Origin of the sequence: Komagataeibacter melomenusus, from assembly GCF_013155395.1 — a bacterium.
Classification (GTDB): Bacteria; Pseudomonadota; Alphaproteobacteria; order Acetobacterales; family Acetobacteraceae; genus Komagataeibacter; species Komagataeibacter melomenusus.
The window spans coordinates 1-2,173 of the sequence record NZ_JABJWC010000096.1 but is presented as its reverse complement, the minus strand read 5'-3'; the positions used below and the strand labels follow the sequence as shown (position 1 = coordinate 2,173).

Sequence of the window (2,173 nt, the reverse complement as noted above, 5' to 3'; positions counted from 1 at the left end):
CCTCGGGCGAACCTCCTCAATCAGAGGTTCCCAGATCGCCCATGTCTCGTCCGTAAAGGTGCCTGTTCTGTCTCCTTCTTCCATCCCTACAATATGGGAAGAAATTCAAGATCTAACAGGCCCTAGAACTGATTCCAGAAGTCGTGCGGGATCGAGGGGTTCCATTTCGTTGTTCCATGCCCCGGACTCAAGTTGCGCCAGCTTGAGCAGCGAGGAAAATATTTCCAATGCGGCATCCAGATCCTCGATTGCACACTCGACCTGCTCATGCATGGTATCGGAAGGTCCATGTGCCCCAATGGCGCGCTCAAGATTCTGGCGCATACGCGCCAGCGGGCGGCGCATGTCGTGCGCGATGTCATTGGAGACCTGTTTCAGACTTGCAATCAGGTATTCATTCTGGTCGAGCATCGCATTGAGGCTCTCCGAGAGATGATCAAGCTCATCATCCGTGCCACGTAGCGGGATGCGGCGAGACATATCGCCCTGCATGATGCTCCGTGCCGTCCTGCTTATCGTCTCGATCCATTTCAGGATCAGGTTGCTCAGGAAAAGGCCGCCCGCTACCCCTATCAGACCAAATCCTGCAATGCCCCACAGGATCGTTGTCCATAATGCGCGTTGGAGATGCGTCAGGGGCGAGGCATCCATGCCCACGAAGTAATAGCCGCCGTCATCAAGGCGATAACCTATTCCATAAACGATATCCTGGTTGATTTCTTTCGGCAGGCGATGGGACCATGCCAGCCAGCGTTCGCCCGGCACTGGTCGCAGATGCAGCATGTTGCCTGCGACAATGACCTGTCCGGAGTCCTGAAGCAAATAATGGAAACCGGGTTCATGTTCGATCAGTCCTTGCACAACTGGCAGGAGATGACGGACATCCGCAACACCAGCATCTGCAAATGTCTCATGGCTCTCGTTCTCCACTTCCCGGCGGATCTGCTGGCGCATGGTTGACTGGCTGTAAAGGCCTGACGTTATAGTCATGACCATGCCGCCCAATATAAAAAGACCGGCGAACAACGTGACGATACGAAACGACGTCGTGGCGATGATACGTCGTGTCTCCACATTTCGGCGTCGGGATATCCTATTCCACGACATCATTGGACATATTTATCATGTAGCGACATCCTCTCAGGATATGGATGACCGGACAAGATCCACCCGTCCCCGATCATGACAGGTCCGGTTGGCATAGGCTCCAGCCCTGTGGCCTGACTTTACCCTCAATGGTCTTTCCGCGTTAACCCCTTTGCCTTGTCCTGTCCGGAGAGAACTTACCGTCTTTTATTTTTTATATGCCTGCGCGTACGTAGTATTTGTTTTAATACCGTATAAAATATAATACATATACATCCACATTTATGATATGTATCACATGAAATATTGATATTATTTATTCTGTATTCAATTTGGAGACATGGTCGATACATTAAAAAATGCCAATAATTGTCTATCCATCGTCATGGATGGTGTCATGTAACAATGATTCTGATAACCTGATCAAGAACTCAGTCTCGCTGGGCGGGACATTAAATTTGTTGATTGGCCTGCTTCATGACGCTGGTAACACGCCCCCGCCTGCTTTTGGTTGAAGATGACCACGCAACTACGGATTACGTGCGGCAGGGACTGGAGGAAAGCGGAATTGACGTAGTTTGTGTCGCTAACGGGACCGATGGATCGCAGCATGCCCTGTCGCAAACGTGGGATATCGTCATTCTGGATCGCATGCTGCCTGGTCTGGATGGACTGACAATTCTCATGCGCATGCGCTCTTATGCCATCATGACGCCAGTCCTGTTCCTGACGACGATGGATGGCGTGCCAAGCCGTGTCGCCGGTCTGCGGCATGGTGCGGATGATTACATGATCAAGCCATTTGCATTACGCGAGTTGGTCGCGCGCGTGCAGGTACTGCTTCGTCGATCATCTTCCTTCCAGCATACAACAATAATGAATGTGGCTGACGTTGAACTCAATCTGCTGACGCTTGCAGTGACACGGAATGGCGAAAAGGTTCTTCTGCAGCCTCAGGAACTAAAACTTCTGGAATATTTCATGAGGAATGCAGGCACGGTGCTTTCCCGGCAAATGTTGCTGAAGGATGTCTGGCATATGGATTTCCCGGTTCGTACGAACATCGTCGAAACGCATATTTGTCGTC

2 protein-coding genes are annotated in these 2,173 nt (G+C 51.1%); one reads left to right on the top strand and one right to left on the bottom strand.

Going from position 1 to position 2,173, the window contains the following annotated elements; translation table 11 throughout:
• Positions 1-105: 105 nt before the first annotated feature.
• Positions 106-954 carry a HAMP domain-containing protein gene (locus HNW77_RS17150; RefSeq protein ID WP_241694548.1) on the bottom strand — a complete coding sequence of 283 codons (849 nt, stop codon included), beginning with the start codon at positions 952-954 and terminating at the stop codon, positions 106-108.
• 609 nt (positions 955-1,563) lie between these two features.
• Between HNW77_RS17150 and HNW77_RS17145 the strand changes: the two genes are divergently transcribed.
• A partial coding sequence (locus tag HNW77_RS17145; protein WP_172159303.1) for a response regulator transcription factor occupies positions 1,564-2,173 on the top strand: 610 nt, incomplete at its 3' end.